At 69.5% G+C, this 17,740-nt stretch carries 12 protein-coding genes; 5 read left to right on the top strand and 7 right to left on the bottom strand.

Annotated elements, in window-relative coordinates:
• Window positions 1-96: 96 nt before the first annotated feature.
• The 3 genes from cysN to FVE89_RS28065 are packed head-to-tail and all read right to left on the bottom strand — an operon-like array spanning window position 97 to window position 3,301.
• Complete coding sequence (gene cysN, locus FVE89_RS28075) at window positions 97-1,503, bottom strand: sulfate adenylyltransferase subunit CysN (RefSeq protein ID WP_161393446.1); 1,407 nt, start codon at window positions 1,501-1,503, stop codon at window positions 97-99.
• Entirely contained in the window at window positions 1,503-2,453 is a 951-nt protein-coding gene (gene cysD, locus FVE89_RS28070; protein ID WP_161393445.1) for a sulfate adenylyltransferase subunit CysD, read from the bottom strand. Before cysD ends, cysN begins: the two co-directional genes overlap by 1 nt.
• Window positions 2,450-3,301, bottom strand: a complete 852-nt coding sequence (locus FVE89_RS28065) for a phosphoadenylyl-sulfate reductase (protein ID WP_161393444.1) — start codon at window positions 3,299-3,301, stop codon at window positions 2,450-2,452. The genes cysD and FVE89_RS28065 overlap by 4 nt, the downstream gene beginning before the upstream one ends.
• A 264-nt stretch (window positions 3,302-3,565) precedes the next feature.
• Between FVE89_RS28065 and FVE89_RS28060 the strand changes: the two genes are divergently transcribed.
• The 4 genes from FVE89_RS28060 (at window position 3,566) to FVE89_RS28045 (ending at window position 10,580) form a co-directional block, all read left to right on the top strand.
• Window positions 3,566-4,081, top strand: a complete 516-nt coding sequence (locus tag FVE89_RS28060; RefSeq protein ID WP_161393443.1) for an Lrp/AsnC family transcriptional regulator — start codon at window positions 3,566-3,568, stop codon at window positions 4,079-4,081.
• Between the two features lie 111 nt (window positions 4,082-4,192).
• Window positions 4,193-5,974 (top strand): flavodoxin domain-containing protein, encoded by a 1,782-nt coding sequence (locus FVE89_RS28055; protein WP_161393442.1) that lies wholly within the window; start codon window positions 4,193-4,195, stop codon window positions 5,972-5,974.
• A gap of 260 nt (window positions 5,975-6,234) precedes the next feature.
• Window positions 6,235-8,085: an NADPH-dependent assimilatory sulfite reductase hemoprotein subunit gene (locus FVE89_RS28050; RefSeq protein WP_161393441.1), complete on the top strand. Its 1,851-nt coding sequence runs from the start codon at window positions 6,235-6,237 to the stop codon at window positions 8,083-8,085.
• Window positions 8,086-8,396: 311 nt separating this feature from the next.
• Entirely contained in the window at window positions 8,397-10,580 is a 2,184-nt protein-coding gene (locus FVE89_RS28045; protein ID WP_161393440.1) for a TonB-dependent siderophore receptor, read from the top strand.
• Window positions 10,581-10,682: 102 nt separating this feature from the next.
• On the opposite strand, the gene FVE89_RS28040 is transcribed toward FVE89_RS28045, so the two are convergent.
• The 4 genes from FVE89_RS28040 to FVE89_RS28025 form a co-directional block, all read right to left on the bottom strand.
• Complete coding sequence (locus FVE89_RS28040; protein ID WP_161393439.1) at window positions 10,683-11,876, bottom strand: PepSY-associated TM helix domain-containing protein; 1,194 nt, start codon at window positions 11,874-11,876, stop codon at window positions 10,683-10,685.
• A 67-nt stretch (window positions 11,877-11,943) separates the two neighbouring features.
• Entirely contained in the window at window positions 11,944-13,512 is a 1,569-nt protein-coding gene (gene garD, locus FVE89_RS28035) for a galactarate dehydratase (RefSeq protein WP_161393438.1), read from the bottom strand.
• Window positions 13,513-13,523: 11 nt separating this feature from the next.
• Window positions 13,524-14,294: an HpcH/HpaI aldolase/citrate lyase family protein gene (locus tag FVE89_RS28030; RefSeq protein ID WP_161393437.1), complete on the bottom strand. Its 771-nt coding sequence runs from the start codon at window positions 14,292-14,294 to the stop codon at window positions 13,524-13,526.
• Window positions 14,295-14,424: 130 nt separating this feature from the next.
• On the bottom strand, window positions 14,425-15,315 hold the full coding sequence (locus FVE89_RS28025; protein ID WP_161393436.1) for a LysR substrate-binding domain-containing protein: 891 nt from the start codon (window positions 15,313-15,315) through the stop codon (window positions 14,425-14,427).
• A 1,012-nt stretch (window positions 15,316-16,327) separates the two neighbouring features.
• On the opposite strand from FVE89_RS28025, the gene FVE89_RS28020 reads away from it, so the two are divergent.
• Complete coding sequence (locus tag FVE89_RS28020; protein WP_161393435.1) at window positions 16,328-17,737, top strand: LLM class flavin-dependent oxidoreductase; 1,410 nt, start codon at window positions 16,328-16,330, stop codon at window positions 17,735-17,737.
• The last annotated feature ends 3 nt before the right edge of the window (window positions 17,738-17,740 follow it).

The following is a 17,740-nucleotide window of genomic DNA, read 5'->3' as shown; positions in this document are numbered from 1 at the left end:
CCCCGATCTCGGGCTTCGCCCGACGATCGGGCGCAGCCCGACAGCATGGCTCCGCCCTACACCCGCAAAAGGCCCCGGCCTTTTGATACCGGGACGTCAGCGCCCGAACAGGCGGCCGAGCCGGGCGAGGAAACCGCCCCCGTCCGCAGGCTTCGCATCGGGCGTCGCCGCCTTCGGCGCTTCCGCCCTCGGCACCAGCACCAGCCCGAGCGCCGCCGTATCGGTGGTCTCGCGGTCGATCAGGATCAGGCTGCCGGTCTCGCGGTTCTCCGCGTAAGGATCCACCGCCACCGGCCGGTCGAGGCGGAGCGCCACGTCGGCGATGTCGTTGGCCGACAGGCGCTCGGCCGGGCCGGGCTTGCCGGTCTCGGGGTCGATGCGCGAGACGATCCGCTCCACGGTCGCGGTGACCGTGGCGGTGCCGATCTTCGCGAACAGGCTCGCACCCGGGCTGAGATCGGTCTCGGATGCCCAGAACAGGCGCGCGTCGAGGGTCTCGGTGACCCGCATCGGCGCGTCCGTCGCCACGATCACCTGCCCGCGGGAGGCGTCGATCTGGTCGGCCAGAACCAGCGTCACCGATTCGTCCTCGCCGGCCTCGGGCAGGTCGCCGTCGGCGGTGTAGATCCGCGCCACCGTGGAGGTCCGGCCGGAGGGCTGGACCGTCACGGAATCGCCCGGCCGCACCCGGCCGCTGGCGATCCGGCCGCTATAGCCGCGGAACTCGGAATTGGGCCGGTTGACCCACTGCACCGCCATCCGGAACGGCGCGTTGAGCGCCTCGGCGTGGACCGGCACGGTCTCCAGATAGGCGAGCAGGGGGCCGCCCGTGTACCAGGGTGCCGCGACCCCGGCCTCCACGACGTTGTCGCCGTTCTTGGCCGACAGCGGGATCGCCTTGACCTCGGAGAAATTCAGGCCGCGGGCAAAGTCCGAAAAACCCGCCACGATGCCGTCGAACGTGCCCTGCGCCCAGCCGACGAGGTCCATCTTGTTCACCGCCAGCACGACGCGGCGGATCCCGAGATTCGAGACCAGCAGCGCGTGGCGGCGGGTCTGGCGGGTCAGGCCCTGTCGCGCATCCACCAGGATCACCGCCACGTCGGCCGTCGAGGCGCCGGTGGCCATGTTGCGGGTGTACTGCTCGTGGCCGGGGGTGTCGGCCACGATGAAGGAGCGCTTGTCGGTGGAGAAGAACCGATAGGCGACGTCGATGGTGATGCCCTGCTCGCGCTCGGCCTGGAGCCCGTCCACCAGCAGCGCGAGGTCCATCTCCTGCCCCAGCGTCCCGTGCTTGCGGGAGTCGCGCTGCAGCGCCGAGATCTGGTCGTCGAAGATCTGCTTGGTGTCGTGCAGGAGCCGCCCGATCAGGGTCGACTTGCCGTCATCCACCGAGCCGCAGGCGATGAAGCGCAGCACCGCCTTGTTGCGGTGGGCGGTCAGGAACGCGGCGTAGCCGGCCGCGCGGTCGCCGAAGGCGTTGGGGGCCTGATGCACCGTCATCAGAAGTAACCTTCCTGCTTCTTGCGCTCCATGGCGCCCGCGCCGTCCTTGTCGATCACCCGGCCCTGGCGCTCCGAGGTGCGCGCCGCCAGCGTCTCGCCGATGATCTCGGGGAGGGAGGCGGCGTCGCTCTCCACCGCACCGGTCAGCGGGTAGCAGCCGAGCGTCCGGAAGCGCACGAGGCGCTGCTGCGGGGTCTCGCCGGGCGCGAGCGGCAGCCGCTCGTCATCGACCATGATGAGCTGGCCCTCGCGCTCCACCACCGGCCGCTCCTTGGCGAAGTAGAGCGGCACGATCGGAATGTTTTCCTGCTCGATGTAGAGCCAGATGTCGAGCTCGGTCCAGTTCGACAGCGGGAAGACCCGCAGGGATTCGCCGCGCTTCTTCTTGAGATTGTAGAGGTGCCAGGGCTCGGCGCGCTGGCGCTTGGGGTCCCAGCGGTGCTGCGCGGTGCGCAGGGAGATGATGCGCTCCTTGGCGCGGCTCGCCTCCTCGTCGCGGCGGGCGCCGCCGAAGGCCGCGTCGAACTTGTGCTTGTCGAGCGCCTGCCGCAGGGCCTGCGTCTTCATCACGTCGGTATGGACCTCGGAGCCGTGGCTCACCGGCCCGATGCCGCGGGCGAGCCCGTCCGGGTTGGTGTGGATCAGGAGGTCGAGGCCGAGTTCCTTGGCGCGGGCATCGCGGAAGGCGATCATCTCGCGGAACTTCCACGTGGTGTCGACGTGGAGGAGCGGGAACGGCAGCCGCCCGGGCGCGAAGGCCTTGAGCGCCAGATGCAGCAGGACCGAGGAATCCTTGCCGATCGAGTAGAGCATCACCGGATTCTCCGTCTCGGCGACGGTCTCCCGGAAGATGTGGATGGCCTCGGCCTCCAGCCGCTTGAGGTGGCTGAGGCGGTCGGCGGGGGCAGGGGTGCTCGGCTGCACGGCGGCGGCGAGGGCGGCGCTCATCGGGCGAACTCCGGCTGGCGATGGGTCTCGGTCTTGATGGTCTCGAACGCGGCGGGCTCCAGGACTGCAGGCTCTTGGCCCGGCTGCACCGACGCCGCAGAGTGTGCGACTTGGCGTCCGACGTGCAGGCCGCATTCCTTCTTGTCTTCCTGCTCCCACCACCAGCGGCCGGCGCGCTCCGGCTCGCCGAGCTTCACCGCCCGGGTGCAGGGGGCGCAGCCGATCGACGGGAAGCCGCGATCGTGCAGCACGTTGTAGGGCACGAAGTTCTCGCGCACGAAGCTGTCGACCTGCGCCCGGGTCCAGTCGGCCAGCGGGTTGAGCTTGATCAGGCCGCGCGCGGCGTCGAACTCCGCGAGCGGGGTCTCGGCGCGGTTTGCCGACTGGCCGGCGCGCAGCCCGGTGAGCCAGCCGCTCGCCCCCTCCAGGGCGCGACCCAGGGGCTCGACCTTGCGGAAGCCGCAGCAGGCCTGCCGGGCCGCCACCGAGCGCCGGAAGCCGTTGATCCCCTCGTCGCGCACGAATTCCTCCGCGGCCGCGCGCTCGGGCGCGTAGGCGGTGATTCGGATCCCATAGGCTGATTCGGTCTCGGCCCAGGTGTCGTAGGTCTCGGTGAACAGGCGGCCGGTATCGAGGGTGACGATCTCGACGCGGCCCTTCGCCTGCCCCGCGGCGAGCTTGGCCATCGCCAGGGCGTGGGTGAGCGCCTGATCCTCGACGCCGAGGCTCGTGGTGAACACGAGCCGGCCGGGAATCTCGGCGGCGATCAGGTTCAGGCGGCTGGTCAGGTCGAGCCCGGACAGCCGTTCCGCTAGGGCTTCGGCCGTCTGTCGGTCCGGACGGGTCATCGCGACGGTCCCGGGTTGGATGGTGGAAACGGCACGGACGGAGCCGCACCCTGTTGTCGAACGGTCGAGATGTTCGCTATACCGAACGAAGTCAAGGCGCTTCGGTGCGTTCGTCGGGTCGGGAGGCGGGGTTCGGCGTGCGGTTGCGCACAGCGCCCTTCCGGAGCCGGCGGCGTCCGGATGAAAGAATCTTCTTAACGCCCCCTGAGAGACCCTATACCGGACGCGGGTGGATCCGCGTGGACGGCCCCTACGGAGACAGTCTTGGACGCGATCGATCTCAAGATTCTCGCCCTGCTGCAGACGGACGCGACGCTTTCCATCGCGGCGATCGGCGAGCGCGTGGGCCTGTCCCAGACGCCGTGCTGGAAGCGCATCCAGAAGCTGGAGGCCGACGGGGTCATCGACCGGCGCGTGGCGGTGCTCGATCCGGTGAAGCTCGGCCTCGGGCTGACGGTCTTCGTCTCGATCGAGACGGCCGACCACTCTCAGGATTGGCTGCAGCGCTTCGCCGCAACCGTGTCGGCCATGCCGGAGGTCTTGGAATTCTACCGGATGGCCGGCGACGTGGATTACATGCTGCGGGTCGTCGTCGCCGACATGCAGGCCTATGACAGCTTCTACAAGCACCTGATCGCAGTGCTGCCGCTCAAGAACGTCACATCCCGCTTCGCCATGGAGAAGGTGAAATCCACCACGGCCCTGCCCCTGCCGGCGCCCCCGAAGAACGGGCGGCACCTGCCGGGGACCGGCCCCGTGCTCGCGGTTGTGGGAGAATAGTTTTCTCTTCTTCCGCGCCGCAACGAACGCGATGTCCTACGCTCCGCCCGTTCTGCAAAACGAACGTTTCTCGATTGACACAGGCCCTTCAGGCCCCGACATGGTCCCGTGATGTCCCGCCCCAACCTCCTTCCGCGCACCGCCCCGTTCGGGGATGGCGAGCGCGCCAGCCTCGATGCGGTCCTCGGTGCCGCCAGCCCCACCCAGCGCGCGTGGCTCGCCGGCTTCCTGGCCGGGCTCGATGCCGCGGGCGGCCAGCCGGCCGCGGTCCCGGCGGCGGCGCCGAAGGCAGCCGCGCCGCTGACGGTGATCTACGCCAGCGAATCGGGGAATTCCGAAGCGCTCGCCGGCAATGTCGCGAAGCTCGCGCGCAAGCAGGGCTTCAAGCCGAAGGTCGTGGATTTCGCCGATCTCGACCTCGCGACCCTGCCCAAGGCCGGCAAGCTCATCGCCATCGCGGCCACCTGGGGCGAGGGCGAGCCGCCGGCCCGGGCCGTCCGGGCCTATGGCGAGCTGATGGGGGAGGGCGCCCCGCGCCTCGACGGCGTCGAGTTCGCGGTCCTGGCGCTCGGCGACACCTCCTACGCGGAGTTCTGCGCCATCGGGAAAGCGCTCGACGCACGCTTCGAGGCCCTGGGCGGCAAGCGCGCCGCCGAGCGGGCCGATCTCGACCTCGATTTCGAGAAGCCGGCCGCCGACTGGATCAAGGGCACGCTGAAGGCGCTGGCCCCGGCGGACACGTCCGACAACGTCGTGGCCGTGGATTTCGCCCGCGCCGCCGTGGGCGAGGACGACGAGGCCGAGCCGAGCCGCGAGCCCCTGGTGGTCGAGGTCGTCGAGCACGTGAACCTCAACTCCTCGCGCTCCGACAAGGAGACGATCCACCTCGCGCTGGCCTTCGAGGACGGTGCGCCGGCCTACGAGCCGGGCGATTCGCTGGAGATCTTCCCCGAGAACGATCCGCGTCTCGTCGACGAGATCCTCAACGCCGCCGGGCTCTCGGGCGACGAGGCCCTGCGCAAGGCGCTGCTCGCCGAGCGGGACATCACCACGCTCTCGGCCGCCACGATCGAGCGCTTCGTGAAGGCCACCGGCCACACCGACGCGCAGAAGCTCATCGAGAGCGGCGAGGCCAAGGCCTGGATCGAGGGCCGGCACCTGATCGACCTGCTGGAGACCTACCCGGCCAAGCTCACGCCCGAGCATATCGGCACCATCACCCGGCCGCTGCCGCCGCGGGCCTATTCGATCGCCTCCTCGCGCAAGGAGGTGGGCGACGAGGTCCACCTCGCCATTGCGGCGGTGCGCTACGAGACCCATGGCCGCGCCCGCTCGGGGGTCGCCTCGGTCCACGTGGCCGACCGCATCCGCGACGGCGCCAAGCTGCGGGTGCGGCTGAAGCCGAACCGCCATTTCCGCCTGCCGCAGGATCCCGCCACCGACATCATCATGGTCGGGCCCGGCACCGGCGTCGCGCCGTTCCGCGCCTTCGTGCAGGAGCGCCGGGCGATCGAGGCGGAGGGGACCAAGACCGGCCGGTCCTGGCTGTTCTTCGGCGACCGCCACTTCCTCCACGATTTCCTGTACCAGCTCGAATGGCAGGAGGCCCTGGAGGACGGATCGCTCACCAAGATCGACGTGGCCTTCTCGCGGGACCAGCCGGAGAAGATCTACGTGCAGGACCGGATCACCCAGCACGCGCAGGAGTTGGTCTCCTGGCTGGAGGGCGGTGCCCATCTCTACGTCTGCGGCGATGCGAAGAACATGGCCAAGGACGTGCGCGCCGCCGTGGTGAAGGCCTACGAGACCGCCAAGTCCTTGAGCGCCGCCGAGGCCGAGGCGCAGGTGGCGGCGCTGGAGCGCAGCCACCGCTATCAGCAGGACGTTTACTAACGGACCGGCCTTCCGAGGCCGCAGGATCGAGATTGCAGCGGAAGCAGGACGGGGCGCGGGTCCCCTCTCCCGTGGGAGAGGGGCGGGGTGAGGGATCAGGTCTTTCCGGTGAGGGCGCATCCCTCGCCCCAACCCTCCCCCGCACGGGAGAGGGGGACCGTCGCGGATCCCGCCCATTCCGTGGACCGGCCCGCCTCCCGCTCGGCACCCATCCCTGACGCGAGGGGTGGGAGACGCGTTCAGACAGACGGATTTACCCCATGGACGACCACAGCCCCCGCGACACCGCCGAGACCCCGGTCCCCAGCTCCACCTCCGCCCCGGCCGGGCGCGTCTACGAGACCCCGCCGACCGAGCGGCCGATCACCGACGCGGAGGCCGCCCGCGCGGCCCAGCTCGCCGCCAACGAGCACATCAAGATCGCCAGCGGCTACCTGCGCGGGACGCTCGCGGACGGCCTCCTGAAGCACGCCACCGGGGCGATCTCGGAGGATGACGGGCAGCTCGTGAAGTTCCACGGGATGTACCTGCAGGACGACCGCGACCTGCGCCCCGAGCGGACCAAGAAGAAGCTCGACAAGGCCTACAGCTTCATGATCCGCCTGCGCATCGCGGGCGGCGTCATCACGCCGAAGCAGTGGCTGATCCTCGACGACATCGCCCGGACCTATGCGGGCGGGGCGCTGCGCGCGACGACGCGCCAGACCTTCCAGTATCACGGCGTGATCAAGTCGAACCTGAAGCGCACGATGGCGGCGATCGACAGCGCGCTCCTCGACACGATCGCGGCCTGCGGCGACGTCAACCGCAACGTCATGGCGGCGACGAACCCGGCCCAGGCCGGCGCCCACAAGGCCGCCTACCAGCTCGCCAAGGACATCTCCGACTCGCTGCTGCCCAAGACCAGCGCGTGGCGTGAGATCTGGCTCGACGGCGAGCGCGTGGTCGGCGGCGAGGAGGAGGCCGAGGTCGAGCCGGTCTACGGCAAGACCTACCTGCCGCGGAAGTTCAAGACCGTCATCGCGGTGCCGCCCTCCAACGAGGTCGACATCTTCGCCCACGATCTCGGCTTCATCGCGATCCTCGACAAGAAGAACCGCGTCACCGGCTGGAACGTCACGGTCGGCGGCGGCATGGGCATGACCCATGGCGAGCCCGACACCTTCCCGCGCACCGCCGACGTGATGGGTTTCGTGGCTCCCGAGGACGCCATCAAGGTCGCCGAGGCGGTGATGACGGTCCAGCGCGACTGGGGCAACCGCAAGAACCGCAAGAACGCCCGGCTCAAGTACACGATCGAGCGCTACGGCCTCGACGCCTTCCGGGCCGAGGTGGAGAAGCGGATCGGCAAGACGCTCGGCGCGCCCAAACCCTTCGCCTTCACCAACAACGGCGACCGCTACGGCTGGGTCGAGGGCGATGACGGGCGCTTCCACCTCACCCTCTACGTGCCCGCGGGCCGGATCAAGGACATCGCGGACGGCCCGCAATTCCTCTCGGGCCTGCGCCGCATCGCGGAGGTCCATCAGGGTGATTTCCGCCTCACCGGCAACCAGAACGTGATCATCGCCAACGTCCCGGCGGAGAAGCGCGCCGAGATCGACGCGCTGGTCGACGAATACGGCCTCACCCGGGGGGCGAGCGCGCTCCGGCGCAACTCGCTGGCCTGCGTCGCCCTGCCGACCTGCGGCCTCGCGCTGGCCGAGAGCGAGCGCTACCTGCCGGATCTGATGACCGAGCTGGAGCAGAGCCTCGCGTCCCACGGGCTCGCCGAGGAGGCGATCACGATCCGCTCGACCGGCTGCCCGAATGGCTGCGCCCGGCCGTTCATCGCCGAGATCGGCCTCGTGGGCCGCGGCCCCGAGCGCTACCACCTCTATCTCGGCGCCGCCCATGACGGCTCACGGCTCAGCAAGCTCTACAAGGAGGACGTGGCGGCCTCCGAGATCCGCGACACGCTCGACCCGCTCTTTGCCGACTACGCGAAGGGCCGGCAGCCGGGCGAGCATTTCGGCGACTACCTGATCCGGGCCGGCCACGTGGCGCGGACCACCAACGGCCCGGATTTCCACGCGCGCACCGGCGCCCTCAAGCCGGCCACGCGGGGTTGATTCGATCTGCACGGGCGGCCCATCGCGCCGCCCGTGCAGACGAAGGCCACCGCCCTGGAAGGATCATGACGGTCGAGCACCGGCCGGCACCTTTTAGGTGTAGATCTTCAGCATTTCTGCACGTCCCGGTCGTAAACATCCGGAAAAATTACATTATTCCAATGTGATCATGTGGCCACCCCGCCACGTTCGGGAAGTTCCAACCGAATCCGGGCTGCGCCTTGTGCCCGCGCATTGAAAAAGCAGAGCCGTTCCCCTCAAGGATCCGTCTGCCCTGGCGGTACTGATCTTCTTGAGAGCGATTATAAACAATGTCGGGGCACGGCGGCCGCAGCCTTTCCAGCACGGCGAGCGCACGCAGCAACAGTCTATCCCTCTTCACTGCACTGGCGACATCACTGCTCGCGGCCACGACACCTCTGGCCCGTGCGGAAACCGGCAGCTCAACCGATGAAATCACGCTCTCGGAACTGAGCGTCACCGGCAACGGCGCCGCGGTCGAGCGGGCGGGCGGTCCGGTGATCGGCTACCGGGCCACGCGTTCGGCCACCGCGACCCGCACCGACACGCCCCTGCGCGACACGCCGCAATCGGTGCAGGTGGTGCCGCGCGACGTGCTGGTCGATCAGCAGGACATCCGCCTGAGCGACGCGCTGCGGAACGTCAGCAGCGTCCAGCCCGGGGGCACGCTCCAGGGCCGGAGCGACACCTTCATCATCCGCGGGTTCAGGACCCAGACCTACGCCATCGACGGCGTGCTCCTGAACCAGGCTGGCAACTTCTCCGCGGTGACCCGCGATCTCGCCGACGTGGAGCGGATCGAAGTGCTGAAGGGACCGGCCTCGGTGCTGTACGGGCGCGGCGATCCGGGCGGCCTCATCAACATCGTGACCCGGCAGCCGACCTTCGTGCCGTCCGGCGACATCGACCTGCAGGGCGGCAGCTTCGGCTTCCGGCGGGTGCAGGGCTCGGTGTCGAGCGCGATCGAGGGCGTGGAGGGCTTGGCCGGCCGCCTGAGCTTCGCCGGCGAGTCGGACCCGACGTTCCGCAATTTTTACGGCCGGGACAATTCCCGCAGCTTCGTCGCCCCGGCCTTCACCTGGAATCCGGGCCCGGACACGCGCGTCACCTTCCTGGGCGAGTTCACCCGCGTCGACAACCAGTACGACGAGGGGCTGATCGCCCGGAACGGCCGCGTGCCGCTCGACACCATCGCGCGCTATTACGGCGAGCCGTTCTCCCGTTACAACGGCAACGCCAATTTCGGCCTGCTGAAGGTCGAGCACGACCTCAACGCCAACATCACCCTGCGGGAGGTGCTCAACGCACAATGGGGCGGGTTCGATCTCCTGGCGACCCGCGCCATCGGCCTCACGAACCGGAACACGCAGGTGACCCGGCGCGAGACCGCGGTCTACTCGACTTACGCCGCCGTGGACAGCCAGACCGAGATGGTGGCGAAGTTCGACCTGCTGGGCTTCCAGCACACGGTGCTGACCGGAATCGAGTACACCAACGGCTATCGGCGGGCCTACACGACGCAGAGCACGAACTTCCCGTCGGTGAGCTTCCTCAATCCCGCGCCCGGCGCCGCCATCGTCGGCCTCGCGTTCCAATCGGATCTGAAACAGAAGAACGAGCTGACCGGGCTCTACGTGCAGGACCAGATCGATCTCGGCTTCGGCCTGCAGATGCTGGTCGGTGTCCGCTACGATACGGGCACGCAGTACTATTTCAGCCGCGTCCCGACCTCGCGCACCATCCCGCCCGACCAGCAATTGTCCGGCACCTCGCCGCGGGTCGGCCTCGTCTACCGGCCGGTGGAGCCGCTGACGCTCTATGCGAGCTACGCGACCTCGTTCAAGCCGCAGACCGACAGCGTCTACAACGCCGTCAATCCGCGTCCCGAAACCGGTGAGCTCTACGAGATCGGAAGCCGGCTCGACATCAGCCCGGACCTGACCCTGTCCACGGCAGCCTTCCGGATCATCCGGAACAACGTCTCGGCGGCGGATCCGGTGAACACGGGCTTCTCGGTGATCACCGGGCAGCAGCGCTCGGAAGGCGTCGAGGCCGACCTTGCCGGCCAGATCCTGCCGGGCTGGAAGGTGATCGGCGGGATCAGCTTCCTCGACGCACGGATCACCAAGGACACCACCTTCGCGGTCGGCAACCGGCTGGTCGGGGCGCCGGCGTTCAGCGGCAGCATCTGGTCGACCTACCAGTTCCAGGAGGGCTTCCTGCTCGGCTGGAACGTCGGCGCCGGGATCACCTATGTCGGACGGCGCGCCGGAGACCTGAACAACAGCTACTCCGTCGGCGGCTACGCCCGGCTCGACGCCGCCGTGTTCTACGACTTCAACGAGCACGCCCGGTTCTCGATCAACCTGCGCAACCTGACCGACCGGCGCTACATCGAGCAGCCGTTCAACCAGTTCAACAACCAGCCCGGTGCGCCCTTCTCGGTACTGGCGACGATCACGGCGCGGCTGTGAGCCCAACAATCGGGCGCCGCCCGATCGGCCAGGGCTCTGCCCTGGCGGCCCGCTAAAGGGCTCGGCCCTTCGGGATCCCGCCGTTTCGTTCCGGCGTAGCGCTCAGGGCTTGGCCGCGCGCAGGGTCGCCGACACTGCCTCTGGCTGGCGCCGGGCGGCCGCACGGCGGCGCAGGACGTAGAGCGTGAGGCCGGTCGCCGCGAAGCCCGGCAGGGCGAGCGCCGCGAGGCAGAACAGCAGGGCGAACAGGTTGCCGAAGAAACGGCCGCGATGGACCTCGAGGATGTTGTCCATGAGACGCTGGCCCAGCGGCTCGTCGGCGGCGCGCCCGGCGGCCAGCAGCGCGCCGGTGGCGGCATCGTAGCGGGCCTCGTTGCGGGCGCTCAGACGATCGATCCCCTTCGGCAGCCAGCGGATCCGGATCGCCTTCGCGTCGGCGTCCGGCAGGGTCAGGATCGCGGTGCCCGCCGCGCGCCCCTCGCCGGCCCGGAACGCCGCCCAGGCGCGGTCGACGGCCGACGGCCCGGATGCGTCGGCCGGGGCCTCGGGGGCGGCCTTGCCGCCGGCGGCACGCATCGGCTTGGCCGCGTCCCGCTCACCCACCAGAAGCCACGTGGCGCCGTCCTTGAAGGACGGGTAGGACCAGGTCAGCCCCGTCAGCGCCATGACGAGGTAGACCGGCATGAGCCATGTCCCCGCCACGGCGTGGAGCGACCACCAGCGTGCCCGGCCCGGTCGGGACAGGCTCGGCTTCAGCCAGATCCGCCAGCGGTGGACCTTGGGCCAGCGCAGGTAGAGGCCGGTTCCCAGGAAGACGAGGAGCGCCAGCACGCAGGCGCCCGTGATCGTGCGGCCCCAGCCCCTGGAGCCGCCGGGGATGAGCAGCCAGCGGTGCAGGTCCCGCACCGTGGTGAACGCCCCCTCCAGCCGCACCGGGCCGAGCACCGCGCCGTCATAGGGGTCGGCGTAGACCGCAGGCGGCCGCGCGCGGGTCGCGGGATGCCGGGCGAAGCGGACATGGACGCTCGCCGCCGGGTCGTCCGACAGGGTGAGGACGTTCACCGGAAACCCGGCCTGCGCCGAAACCCGCGCCGCGAGGATAGAGGGCGGCAGCGCCTGCCGGTCGCCCGCAATCACCACCAGCCGATCGCGGTTGGCGAAGGCGGTGACCGCCTCCTCGTAGCTCATCAGCGCCCCGGTCAGGCCCATCAGCGCCAGGACGAAGCCGGCCGTGAGGCCGAGCGCCCAGTGCAGGCGGAACAGGACGGTCCGGAGAGAGGGAATCACGAATGGCATTGCAGTGGCGGTTGCCTAGCAGAGCCCGGCCAGGCTGACGACGCCGCGGGGCCCCTGCGCGCGCGTCTCAGGTGATCGGCGCCGGGTTGAACAGGGTCAGGTCGTTGAACAGGCCCCACTGGTCCGACCAGGGGCGCTTGCGCCCGCTCGCCACGTCGAGGATCAGATGGAACAGCTCCCACCCGACCTGCTCGATGGTCGCTTCGCCGGTGGCGATCCGGCCGGCATCGAGGTCGATCAGGTCGGACCAGCGCTCGGCGAGTTCCGTCCGGGTGGCGACCTTGATCACCGGCGCTTGGGCCAGCCCGTAGGGCGTGCCGCGGCCGGTGGAGAAGACCTGAAGCGTGATCCCCGAGGCGAGCTGAAGCGTGCCGCAGACGAAGTCGCTCGCCGGGGTCGCGGCGAAGATCAGGCCCTTCTCGCGCACCCGCTCGCCCGGGGCCAGCACGCCGGAGATCGCGCTCGTGCCGGACTTGGCGACCGAGCCCAGGGCCTTCTCGACGATGTTGTTGAGGCCGCCCTTCTTGTTGCCCGGCGAGGGGTTGGCCCGGCGGTCGGCCTCGCCCTTGGCGAGGTAGGCATCGTACCACGCCATCTCGCGGATCAGGGCCTCGGCGACCTCCGGGGTCCTGGCGCGCGGGGTGAGGAGGTGGATCGCGTCGCGCACCTCCGTCACCTCCGAGAACATCACGGTGGCGCCGCAGCGGACCAGCAGGTCGGCCGCGAAGCCCAGCGCCGGGTTGGCGGTCACCCCCGAGAAGGCATCGCTGCCGCCGCATTGCAGGCCGACCACCAGATCGGAGGCCGGGCAGGTCTCGCGGGTCCGCCGGTTCAGCACCTCCAGGCGGGCCTCGGCCATCGCCAGGATGCTGTCGATCATCGCGGAGAAGCCGCGGTGACGCTCGTCCTGCAGCCGCACCACCCCGTCGCCGGCCGCGCCCGCATCCGGCAGCAGGCGCTCCGAGACCAGCTTCTCGCAGCCGAGGCCGACGACCATGACTTCGCCGCCGAAATTCGGGTTCTGCGCGAGGCTCTGGAGCGTCCGGATCGGCACCACCGCCTCCGGGGCGTTGATGGCGACGCCGCAGCCATAGGCGTGGGTCAGGCCGACCACGTCGTCGACGTTGGGGTAGCGCGGCAGCAGCTCCTGCTTGATTCGCCGTATCGCCACGTCGAGGGTGCCGGCGACGCATTGCACGCTGATCGAGATCGCCAGGATGTTCTTGGTGCCGACCGACCCGTCCGGATTGCGGTAGCCCTCGAAGGTGTAGCCCTCCAGCGGGGGCAGGGGGGCCGGCACCCGGGTGGCGCGTTCCAGGGCGTCGAGGGCGGGGGCGACCGGCGTCGCGACCCGGGATTCCTCGACCCAGGCGCCGCGCGGGATCGGTTGCGTCGCGATGCCCACCACCTCGCCGTAGCGGCGGACCGCGCCGCCCTCCGGGATGTCGGCGAGCGCCACCTTGTGGCCCTGGGGCACGAACTCGACGAGTTCCAGCCCGTCCGGAAACACCGTGCCGGCCGGCAAGCCGAAGGCGTTGACCACGATGGCGACGTTGTCGTGGTCGCTCAGGCGGATCGTGCGCGGCACGTCGCCGGATGCCCGGGGGCGGGTCGGGGCTTCGATCTCGGCCTGCATCGGCGTCCCCTTCAGGTCGCGGAGCGGAAGCGCCCGGCCAGCGCCTCGGCGTTGCGGGCGAGCAGGCCCAGATCCGAGCCGACGGCGGTGAACCGGGTGCCGGCCGCGATGTAGCGCTTGGCCAGTTCCTCGCTCGGCGTGAGGATGCCGGCATGCTTGCCGGCTCTCACGATCCGGCCCACGGCCTCCTCGATGGTGCGGACCACCTCCGGATGGCCCTGCTGGCCGAGATAGCCGAGGCTGGTGGAGAGATCGCCGGGCCCGATGAACACGCCGTCCACGCCCTCGACCGCGGCGATCGCGTCGAGATTGTCCAGGGCGCGGCGCGACTCGACCTGCACGATCACGTAGATCTCGGACTCGCAGCGTGTGTGGTAGTCGGGGATGCGGCCGAACCGGGCGGCCCGGGGGGCCTGCGAGAAGCCGCGGATGCCCCGGGGGGCGTAGCGGGTCGCCGCGACCACCCGCTCGGCCTGCGCGGCATCGTCGATATTGGGGATCATCAGCGACTGCGCGCCGGCATCCAGGATGCGCTTGATGGTGATCGGATCGTCGCTCGGGACCCGCACCACCGGGTTGGTGGCGTTCTCCATCATCGCCTGAAGCTGGAAGTAGATGTCCCGCAGGTCGTTGGCCGAGTGCTCCATGTCGAGGAGCAGCCAGTCGAACCCGGCCCCGGCGACGATCTCGGTCGAGATCGGGCTCGCGAGGCTGCACCACAGGCCGATCTGCTGGCGTCCCTCGGCGAGGGCGGCCTTGAAGCGGTTGGTCAGGCTGTCCATCGCGAATCCTTCCCTGCGGCTCCGGGCGTCTGCGCGCCGTCCGCGCCATCACGCGCAGCCTTTGACCGCAAGGTCAAAGCCAAAGTCTGGATCGATCGATGCGCGTGCTGCATCGATCGGCCGGTGTGCCTCAGCTGGGTGGCAGGTCCGGCAGGATTGCGCGCAGTTGCGCGATCAGGGGATCGTCCGCGTCGCGCCGCCAAGCCAGGTGCAGCTCGACCGGCCGCGGCGCGGGTAACGCGAGCGGGCGGAACACCACGCCCTCGAACCGCAGGCGCTCGGCCGCGGCCGGGACCAGGGCGCTTCCCAACCCGGCCCGGACGAGGGCCAGGATCGCGTGGATCTGCGTGAGCTGCTGGACGATCGGCGGCTGGATCCCCGCCTCGGTGAGCAGGCCGAGGACGAGATCGTGGAAGTAGCGGGCCTCGTTCGGTGCGTAGGCGATGAGGGCTTCGCCGCCGAGGTCGCCGGGCCCGAGGCGGTCGCGCCGGGCCAGGGGATTGGCCGCCGGCAGCGCGACCACGAGGGGCTCGGCGAGCGCCCGGACGGCGCACAGGTCCGGATGCGTCACGGGCGGCCGCACCAGGGCGGCGTCGAGGCTGCCGGCGCGCAGCGCCTCGATCTGATCCCGGCTCACCATCTCGCGCAGCGCGAGGGTGACGTCCGGCAGGGCGCGGCGCAGTGCGATGACGAGGCGCGGCAGGAAGTCGTAGGCCGAGGCCGCCGTGAAGCCGAGCTTCAGGATGCCGCCGCGCCCCGCCGCGACCTGCCGGGTCACGTGGGTCGCGCTCTCGGCGAGCCGGAGGATGCGCTGGGCCTCCGGCAGGAAGCTGCGCCCGGCCGCGGTCAGGCGGACGGAGCGGCTGGTGCGCTCCAGAAGCTGCACGTCGAGGATGCGTTCCAGCACCTGGATCTGCCGCGACAGCGGCGGCTGCGTCATGTTCAGGCGGGCGGCGGCGCGCCCGAAATGCAACGCCTCCGCGACCGCCGCGAAGCACCGGAGCTGGCTGAGATCGAACATGGGGCTCCCGCGCGCCGCGACGCCGGGGAGCATAGGCCGCGATCGGCCGCCCGTCCCGACAGACGGCTGTCCGTCGACATGCGGCTCCGCCGCGAGCCGATCCCGATTGCATTGCAGGGGGGAACGGCCCCAGGCCCTGGTTTTGAACGCGCCGCCTTCGCCGAGCCGGCCCCCCCCCCAGCCGAACCCGTTCGTCCGGACCAAGTCGGCCGACGATATCCTCGCCAGCGTCAAACGCGTCGGCCACCGAACGTCCAACCCGGACCCTGCAGACCGCAGCTTCGGCCGAACGGTCTTCGGAAGCCGGCCCATAGCCGGGCCGGACGGTTCACGGCAGGGGGTCGACAAGCCAGGATGTTCATCTCCGCCTCGGCCGGCGCCGACGCATGCTCCTGACGAGGGGCCCGCGACACCCGGCGAGACCGCGTTCACCCGGATTCCGGCGGCGGCGTCGTCCAGCGCCATGGCGCGGGTCAGGGCGGCGCGGGTCAGGGCGTGGATCGCGCCCTTGCTGGCAGGCATGGCCCTGCGCCGAGGAGAGGTTGATGATCGCGCCGCCGCGCTTGATCGTCCCGGGGATGCCGTAGGCGATCGGGAGTGGCGTGACAGCCTCGCGGTCAGCCACGAATCCGAGACCGACAGGATGTCTTACGAGAGGCGGTCCGAACTACTTCGAGTCCAGCGCGTGGAATTTCATGCTTTCGATCTGTGACAATAAGGTAAAATTGTTCATTGACGAAAGACTGTATATGGATATGCTCGCATGAACAATCGACATTAGATTTTCAGACATGCCGCTATATACACAAATAATGCACCGAATCGTTCTATCGATGAAATGAATAATCTTCAAACAACAACAAACAAGGCATTTGTGTTTCAAGTCAAAATCACGGCAACAAGATATCTCTGACGATATTTCAGATCAACGCTGTCGTGTTCATGTCGTGCCCTATTCGGGCCGCTGGACATGCTCGTTCGAGGCACAGGCTCATAGAGGTACGACGCCCGCATGTCGCGCACCATCCGCTTCAACGCCTTCGACATGAACTGCGTCGGCCACCAATCGCCGGGCCTGTGGGCTCATCCGCGCGACCGGTCGTGGCAATACAAGGATCTCGAATACTGGCAGGATCTCGCCCGGACGCTGGAGCGCGGGATCTTCGACGGGATCTTCATCGCCGACGTCGTCGGCTATTACGACGTCTACAAGGGTTCGAACTGGCACGCCCTGCATCAGGCGACGCAGATCCCGGTCAACGATCCGCTCCAGCTCGCCGCGCCGATCGCGCTGGCCACCGAGCATCTCGGCATCGGCATCACGGCCTCGACCTCGTTCGAGCACCCCTACACCTTCGCCCGGCGCCTCTCGACCGCCGACCATCACACCAAGGGCCGGGTCGGCTGGAACATCGTCACCTCGTATCTGGAGAGCGGCGCGAAGAATCTCGGCCAGGAGGGCCTGAAGCGCCACGACAACCGCTACGAGGTCGCGGCCGAATATGTCGAGGTGCTCTACAAGCTGTTCGAGGGCAGCTGGGAGGCGGGCGCGGTCCTGCGCGACCGGGACCGGCGGATCTTCACCGACCCGGCCAAGGTCCACGAGATCGGGCATCGCGGGCGGCACTTCACCGTGCCGGGCTACCATCTGTGCGAGCCCTCGCCGCAGCGCACGCCGGTGCTGTATCAGGCCGGCGCCTCGGGGCCCGGCAAGGCCTTCGCGGCCGCCCATGCCGAGTGCGTGTTCGTCGCCGCGCCGCTGAAAGCCATGCTCAAGGCCTACGTGGCCGACGTGCGCGCGCAGGCCCAGGCCGCCGGCCGCGCGCCCCGGGACGTGCTGGTCTACAACCTCACCACGATCATCGTCGCCGAGACCGACGCGGCCGCGCAGAAGAAGTTCGAAGAATACCAGTCCTACGCCTCCTATGACGGCGCGCTGGTGCTGCTGTCGGGCTGGAGCGGGATCGATTTCGGCCAGTACGCGCCGACCGACCTCGTCCGGAAGGTCGAGACCAACGCCATCGTGTCGATGGTCGAGCATTTCGCGGCGCCCGAGACGCCCTGGTCGATCGCGGAACTCGCCCGCTGGGGCGGGATCGGCGGCCTCGGCCCGGTCTTCGTCGGCTCGCCCACGACCGTGGCCGACATCCTGGAAGAGTGGGTCGCCGAGACCGATGTCGACGGCTTCAACCTCGCCTACGCGGTCACGCCGGAGAGCTTCGAGGATGCCGTGAACCTGCTGGTTCCCGAACTCCAGCGGCGGGGCGTCTATCCGAAGACCTACCGCCCCGGGACGCTGCGCGACAAGCTGTTCGGCCGCGGGCCGTACCTGCCGGAGACCCATCCGGCCCACGGTTTCCGCGATATCGAGGCCGTGAAGGCGCGCGAGGCGGCGCTTCGCCCCGCCGCCGCGGCCGAGTGAGGC

Source organism: Methylobacterium sp. 2A (assembly GCF_009806555.1).
Taxonomy (GTDB): domain Bacteria; phylum Pseudomonadota; class Alphaproteobacteria; order Rhizobiales; family Beijerinckiaceae; genus Methylobacterium.
This window is presented reverse-complemented; position numbering and strand designations above follow the sequence as displayed.